Here is a 7,029-nt window from a genome sequence, read left to right on the forward strand (position 1 = left end):
GCCGGCGGTGACCGTGCCGCCGAGGCCGAACGGATTGCCGACCGCGAGCACCCAGTCGCCGATGCGCGGCTTGCTGTCCGACAATTTGGCGAACGGGAAGTTGGAGCCGCCCTCGACCTTGATCAGCGCCACGTCGGTGCGCGGATCGGTGCCGATCACCTTGGCCTTGTAGACCTTGCCGTCGTCGGCGGTGACTTCGACTTTGTCGGCGCCGTCGACCACGTGATTGTTGGTCACGGCATAGCCGTCAGGCGAAATGAAGAAGCCGGAGCCCTGGCCGGTGACCTGGCCACGGCCGCCGCCGCGCGGACCGCCGCGCAGTCCCGGCGGCATGCCATCGGGACCGCCGAAGCGCTTGAAGAAACGCTCCATCGGCGAGCCCGGCTGGAACGGCGAATCGTCGTCGTTCTTGTTGGCGCTGTCGTCCTTGGCGAGTTTTTCGCCGATATTGACGCGGACCGAAATCACCGACGGCTTTACCCGCTCGACGATGTCGGCAAAGCCGGTGGGCTGCGCCACCTGCTGCTTCACCTGCTTGTCGACCTGCGCATGCGCGGCGCTGGAGAACACGTCGTGCGGCGCCGGGCTGAGGCCGTAGCCGGCAACGCCGAGGCCGGCGACGACGGAGGCCATCAGCGCAAATTTGCGCGCGGAAAACAGCGAACGGCGCGCCGCGCCGTAGGACGGAAGGGAGGATAGGTCGGTGGGACGGTCGGTCATATAAAAAGTCTCCAGAGGGCCTGAATCGATGGTGCGGGGGAACAGCACCTTTGCCCAGTCAAGATGGGTGCTCCCGCCTTACGGCGCGCTGGCGGGCGAATTAATTCTTGGTAATGAAGCCTGGAAATGAATGCGGCGGTTTGGCGCAGGGAGTTGCCGTCATTCCGGGGCGCGACAAAGTCGCGAATCCGGAACCGGTGCTGTCCTAGTTAAGACACTCGCTCTACGTGTTCTTCTTCAGACTGGGGCAAACTTGGTGATCGGGATCCCACCAGAGGACGCGCAATATTGCGATGTCCTTTACTCCCCAGACCCGTACTGCTCCCGCGATCCGTACGGAGAACAAGGCTTCAACGTGCGTCATCTTTAGCTCTTTGAGCCGGTCCTGGGCTTCTTTGCAGAGTTGGTCATAATCAACGGTATGAGAGCCGGAGGGGCCGTCCATCTCTGCCCAAGTCATACTTTCATAATCGTGCAGTTTGGGAATAACGATTTGCGCCAAGTCGCTGGCCGAGATTTTTGACCAGCCAAACGGGCCATTCCAATCGATTTGATCAAAGCGCCAGCAAAAGTTTTTCGCTGCGATCAGCGCGGCAAGCTGACCATCGCGAGGAACCTTACTCGGCCCCGCAATATTTGCTGATCGCAAACTTGCGGAGGCCGTTGCTGAACACAAAAGCTGGTTTTTCGCGGCGAAAGATGCGGATGGTCACATCATCGACTACCACAAAGCTGTAAACGGCGATCTAAAACTTGTTCCGGAAGGCGCAGCGCGCGGGGCGCTTGAAGACGATTATCGTCATGTGGTGGAGGACGGCCTCTTGATGGACGAGCCGGAGAGCTTCGATGCGCTAATGAAGCGGGCGCTGATCTCGAGCAGCGCGCGAACAAATAGAACAGAATTTCAGGTGCGTGATGTCGGGTAAGCCTGGAGGCAGAGCTTGTCCGGCATCATCGCCGCAGGTGTTCGTCGCGGCCAACGTGCTCGCCGTTCCGATCGAGCTGCCGGTCAAGTCCGTGGCGGAGCTGGTGGCGTTCGCCAGGGCGCAGCCCGGCAAGCTCTCCTATGCCCAGCCGGTGTGGGCACGTCGCTCACGATGATCAAGGCTTGTCGTTCGCCAGCAGCTTGCGGTACTTCTCGACGTCGCGCGTCACGAGTTGCTGCAAGACCTCCGGCGCATGCTCGTTGGCGTCCGGCGGCACCGACGACAGGTCGTGAAAACGCTTTTTCACGCCCTCGCTTTCCACCGCGGTCCGCGCCGCCGTATTCAGTTTCGCGACGATCTCCGGCGGCGTGCCCTTTGGCGCGAACAGCCCGTTCCAGCCCTGCGCCTCGAATTCGGGCAATCCTGCCTCCGCCGAGGTCGGCAGATCCGGCAGCGTCGCCAGCCGCACCGAGGAGCCGATCACAAGACCCTTCACCAGCCTGTCGTCGATCGCCTGCGACACCGAGGCGGCGTTATCGCACACCCCGTCGATCTGGCCACCGATCGCATCGGTGAGCGCCGGCGCACCGCCGCGGTAGCCGACCAGCGTCACGTCGATGCCGGCGGCCTGAATAAAACTCTTGCAGACCAGAAAATTCGACGAGCCGACGCCGGCGTGGCCGAGATTGATCTTGCCGGGGTTGGCCTTTGCGTAAGCGATAAACTCCTGCAGCGTCCTGGCCGGGAAATCCCTCCGCAGCGCCACGATCCCAAACGTCTTTGCGACAACCGCGATCGGCACGAAGGCATCGGCCTTGAACGGCAGCATCGGATAGATCGTATAGGACGCCGCATTGGTGCCGGCGTTGCCGATCGCGATGGTGTAGCCGTCCGGCTCGGCGCGCGCGGCCCGCGTCAATGCGGTCGAACCGCCGGCGCCGGCGACGTTCTCGATCACGATGCTCTGCTTCAGCGCCGCGCCCATCTGCTCGGCAACCGCCCGCGCAATGACATCCGACGCGCCGCCGGCCGCGAACGGCACAATCATGGTGATCGGACGTTTGGGATAGTCCTGCGCGCGGGCGGAGAGGCTGGCCAACACAAGAACTGCGGCCAAGCAGCTCGGCAGAAAATAGTTTCGACTTGACTTGGCGAAAAAGCTCACAGCCAACCTGATCCAGACAGAATTCACTGCATCAGACTTTAAGCGCCTGCCGGGCGATGGCAAGCCATTCGGCTTACGCGCGGCCGCCTCCTCAACCCGCCATGGTCTTCGTCAGATAGATGCTCGGCACGGCCGATGGCGGCCCGATGCGGGGAACCACTCGTTCGGCACGCGATAGACCTGCAACAGGTGCGCGAGATTGTTGAGACCGCAGGCCCCGCGCTGCACGGCGGGGGGATCTTCAGCTTATGCTTGGCGCCAGATACAATTTACGACGCGACCGCCTAGCATTTTGATTGCAAGGGATGCTAAACTAGACCTTGAGATGCATTATGAGGGAGTGCCTGTTATGGAGTTGCTTATTGAAGGCGACGGTTCAGGATCAGTCGAGGAAATACGCGAACTGCGTGAGTGGTTGCACGAAGAGCGGCTGACCGATGTAAGAGGCCTTTCGCAGAAAACGCGGCCTCCGAAGCCGGGCGAACAAGGGCCTGAACTACTTGCGGTACTGCAAGTGCTGTTGGCTACACCCGCGGTTTTAGCGTTGGTTGGCTGCATAAAGGCATACATCATCGCCAAACGCCCAAAGACAAAAATCACCATAAAAACGGAAAAGGGTTCCGTCACCATCGACGCTCAGAACGCGAAGTCTGCGGATTTGGAAAGAATGGCGAAGACGCTCGCACCGAGCTAATGAGCATTGTATGCCCTATCCAGATAACCTTTCATTCAAGGCCGACAGTCGGATTGTCCTGATTGGGACCTCGAAATATCCGTCGGACGAAAGTAACCTGCCGCCAATTCCGCACGCGGAAAGAAATATTGATGCTCTCTCAAGGTTATTTAAAGACCCCGATATTTGCGGTCTCGACGAAAGCTGCATCATTCGGATGCTTGATCGGGAAAATGCCAGTGACGTAACGAGCGACCTCGCGCGAATAGCACAAGAAGCCACCGATACATTGTTGGTCTACTACGTGGGACATGGTCTCTACGGTGACGCCGACAATCCTCTCTATCTTGCAACCACGAAGACGACCGAAAGGGGCAAGGTCTTCGATGGTATTGCGATATCATTAGTAAAAAAGGCGATGCGCTCCTCTACGGCACGCAAGAGGATACTTATTCTCGACTGCTGCTATAGCGGCCGCGCCATGGAAGGCGGCATGAGCGCTGGAGGTCCAACTGGCGCAGCCGAGCCGTCCATCGACGTTCAAGGCACCTACGGCATTGCGGCGGTGCCCGCATCTGCCAAGGCGCTGGCTCCGCCGGATGAAAAGCTTACTCGGTTCACCGGCGCTTTGGTTGAGGTGTTGGAGCACGGACTCCAGGACAAAACTGATCGCACGCTCACGCTGGAAAATGTTTTTGATGAAGTTGAAAGAAGGGTGCGAAAGAAAGGCGATGCGCCGCCCCCGAAGCGCATCAATTGGGATGATGCGAACGAATTCCGCCTGGCGTTCAATCGCGCATTGGCCGCTCCGTCATTAAAAGAGCTGCAGGCTGCGGTTACCGGCTTGCGCGAGACCATGAAGGTAACGGGGCTCAAGGTAGAGTCCCTCGAAGCGAAATCTCCGAAGATTGACGAGGTATTGTCGCGCGTTGCCGCGTTAGAAGCAGAGTTGAGTAAGAACGACGCTTCCTCTGCCGCCCGAATGACAGCTTCAATAATCGCGACGCCGATCTGGGAATATGCTGGCCTTCCAGAAGATAAGTGGACATCACTACCCGCTGATCCGTATAAATTACACATAAAGGATTGTCAGATTGGCAATCGATATGGTCTCTATTTTATGATGGGTGCGTGCTACCTGGCTCTCGTGACCTTTGCTCTATCGTTCGTGACGCGTTATCCTCCTCGTAGTTCACTGGACGTTGCGATGGTATCATTACAAGTGCTTTCGGGCCTGTTAACCTTCGCTTTATTCTTTCTCCTCATTTTCATGCGTAAGATTGACAGTCATCCACCCTTCATCCGCGAATTAATGATTTCCAACGACGTGTTTCTGGAAAAGATGAGAACGGGCATCGTCAAGGTATTTGGAGTACCAATCCAGGGCAATTATGCCTGGCTTAGTGTACTTATCATGGCGGTCGCGACGTCTATCTCTGTCTTGATCACCAACAACAAGATGCTGTCACCTTAGGCGCACATATTCCGTCTCTGCTCAGATTCCGCGTCGTGGCGACCCGCCGGGAGAAGCGGGCTTCGTAACCATCGACGTCGGCGCTTCCTCAAGCCCCTATGGAATTCGCCGGATGGGTGCTGGTAGCCAATGATCCCATGCGGACAATCCCATGTCGGCGCCCTCCGAAACGTGGCCGGCCATTATCTCTAGGCTTATTGGTCCGCAGGGGCTGTTCAAGAGGGCGCGGTGGTGTTTGTTCGGATCCAGTGCCCCGGCTGAAAATTCGATCGGCTGTGCTGAGACAGGTTGCGGGGCAATCCTATCCCCGCTCCATGGCTATTTCTACCTGAGGTCCTACAACTACGCCGCGTGCTCCAGATGCGCGACGAGGCCTGCGAACAGGCCGCGGCCGTCGGTGCAGCCCATGATGTCTTCGACGTGATTTTCCGGGTGCGGCATCATGCCGAGCACGTTGCCGCCGGTGTTGACGATGCCGGCGATCGATTGCGCGGCGCCGTTGATGTTGTGGGTATCGCCGACTTCGCCGCTTGGCGAGCAGTAGCGATACAGCACCCGCCCCTCGCCTTCGAGGCGGCGGATGGTGTCCTCGTCGGCGGCGTAGTTGCCCTCGCCATGCGCAATGGGCACGCGGATCACCTGCCCGGCATTGTAGCCGCGGGTGAACGGCGTGTCGGAACGCTCCACCCGCAGATGCACGTCATGGCAGATGAATTTCAGCCGCGCATTGCGCATCAGAATCCCGGGCAAGAGGCCGGACTCGCAGAGAATCTGAAAGCCGTTGCAGACGCCGAGCACAAGGCCGCCGTCGGCCGCGAACTTGCGCACCGCATCCATTACCGGCGCGCGCGCGGCGATGGCGCCGCAGCGCAGGTAGTCGCCATAGGAAAATCCGCCGGGCACCACCACGAGGTCGGTGCCATCAGGCAGTTCAGTCTCGGCATGCCAGACCATCGCGGGCTCATGCCCCGACGCGAGCCGCAGGGCGCGGGCCATGTCGCGCTCGCGATTGATGCCGGGGAAGACGAGGACGGCGGATTTCATCGCAAATTTCCGGATTTGGCGGGCGCAGGGGAGTCATGCCTTGGTTACATGACTTACCCATTTGAAGGCGGATTTTCCAGTGCTAGCTTGGCGGCGCAGCCCCGCCAGAGGGTGCGGACCAACAACAAAAGGGATGGAAGCCGTGGACAACGATCGTCGCAAATTCCTGAAATCCTCGGCCGCGGGCGTGGTTGCCGGCGGCTTGCTCTCCACCGGCGCTCGCGATGCCTTCGCGCAGGCCAAAACTGCGCCGGCGCCGGCTGAAACGAAACTGGAAGTCGCCAAGAACATGACGCTGGCGATGCTGCAGACGCCGTCGGGCCTGTCGCTCGGGGTGCGGACCGACAAAGACATCATCGACATAGGCGCCGCCGAGCGGGCGTTCAAGCTCGGCGCGCCGGTCTCGACCGATCAGGTCATCAGCGGCGACTACGACGCGTCAGCGCTGAAATCGACCATCGACAAGGCCAAGGCGGCGGGGCGCAAATACCTGGTGGCGGAAACGGCCGCCAAATTCGGCCCCTGCGTCACCGAACCCGGAAAAATCCTCTGCGTCGGCCTGAACTACCGGGCGCACGCTGCGGAAGCGAACCAGAAGCTGCCGAAGGAGCCGATCCTGTTCAACAAATTCAACTCGGCGCTCAACAATCATGGCGGCACGATCGCGGTGTCGAGGGAGCCGGGGAAGAATTTCGACTATGAGACCGAGCTGGTCGCGGTGATCGGCAAGACCGCGCGCAATGTCGGCGAGGCCGACGCGCTGACTTACGTGTTCGGCTATTGCACGGGCCAGGACTTTTCCGAGCGCGACCAGCAGATGCGCTCGGGGCAATGGATGCTGGGCAAGACCGGCGACGGCTGGGGCCCGATCGGTCCGTGGCTGGTGACCTCGGACCAGATCGACCCGCAAAACCTCAAGATCTCGACCAAGGTCAATGGCGAGCAGCGTCAATCGGCCAACACCGGCGACATGATCTTCGGCGTCAGGCAGCTTGTCTCCTACGCGTCGCGCTTCATGACGCTGGAG

8 protein-coding genes are annotated in these 7,029 nt (G+C 59.9%); 4 read left to right on the forward strand and 4 right to left on the reverse strand.

The window, feature by feature from the left end:
• The coding region (locus tag VGP39_RS25705) for a trypsin-like peptidase domain-containing protein (protein ID WP_327570902.1) at positions 1 to 720 on the reverse strand (720 nt) is incomplete at its 3' end.
• A 223-nt stretch (positions 721 to 943) separates the two neighbouring features.
• The gene (locus VGP39_RS25710; protein WP_327570903.1) at positions 944 to 1,369 is read right to left on the reverse strand and encodes a hypothetical protein; all 426 of its coding nucleotides are present in this window, start codon (positions 1,367 to 1,369) and stop codon (positions 944 to 946) included.
• A 266-nt stretch (positions 1,370 to 1,635) separates the two neighbouring features.
• Here VGP39_RS25710 and VGP39_RS25715 point away from each other — a divergent pair, with 266 nt between their 5' ends.
• A complete protein-coding gene (locus VGP39_RS25715; RefSeq protein WP_327570904.1) occupies positions 1,636 to 1,821 on the forward strand; it encodes a hypothetical protein in 186 nt (61 codons plus the stop codon).
• Here VGP39_RS25715 and VGP39_RS25720 read toward each other — a convergent pair whose 3' ends face one another.
• Positions 1,822 to 2,745, reverse strand: a complete 924-nt coding sequence (locus VGP39_RS25720; RefSeq protein WP_327570905.1) for a tripartite tricarboxylate transporter substrate-binding protein — start codon at positions 2,743 to 2,745, stop codon at positions 1,822 to 1,824.
• Positions 2,746 to 3,160: 415 nt separating this feature from the next.
• On the opposite strand from VGP39_RS25720, the gene VGP39_RS25725 reads away from it, so the two are divergent.
• Both VGP39_RS25725 and VGP39_RS25730 read left to right on the forward strand, forming a co-directional pair.
• Positions 3,161 to 3,505: an effector-associated constant component EACC1 gene (locus tag VGP39_RS25725; protein ID WP_327570906.1), complete on the forward strand. Its 345-nt coding sequence runs from the start codon at positions 3,161 to 3,163 to the stop codon at positions 3,503 to 3,505.
• Positions 3,506 to 3,515: 10 nt separating this feature from the next.
• Positions 3,516 to 4,958: a caspase family protein gene (locus VGP39_RS25730; protein ID WP_327570907.1), complete on the forward strand. Its 1,443-nt coding sequence runs from the start codon at positions 3,516 to 3,518 to the stop codon at positions 4,956 to 4,958.
• A gap of 342 nt (positions 4,959 to 5,300) precedes the next feature.
• On the opposite strand, the gene purQ is transcribed toward VGP39_RS25730, so the two are convergent.
• On the reverse strand, positions 5,301 to 6,002 hold the full coding sequence (gene purQ / locus VGP39_RS25735; protein WP_327570908.1) for a phosphoribosylformylglycinamidine synthase subunit PurQ: 702 nt from the start codon (positions 6,000 to 6,002) through the stop codon (positions 5,301 to 5,303).
• Between the two features lie 142 nt (positions 6,003 to 6,144).
• Between purQ and VGP39_RS25740 the strand changes: the two genes are divergently transcribed.
• Positions 6,145 to 7,029: fumarylacetoacetate hydrolase family protein (locus VGP39_RS25740; protein ID WP_327570909.1), on the forward strand; the 885-nt coding region annotated here is incomplete at its 3' end.

The organism is Bradyrhizobium sp., assembly GCF_036009065.1.
Lineage (GTDB): Bacteria > Pseudomonadota > Alphaproteobacteria > Rhizobiales > Xanthobacteraceae > Bradyrhizobium.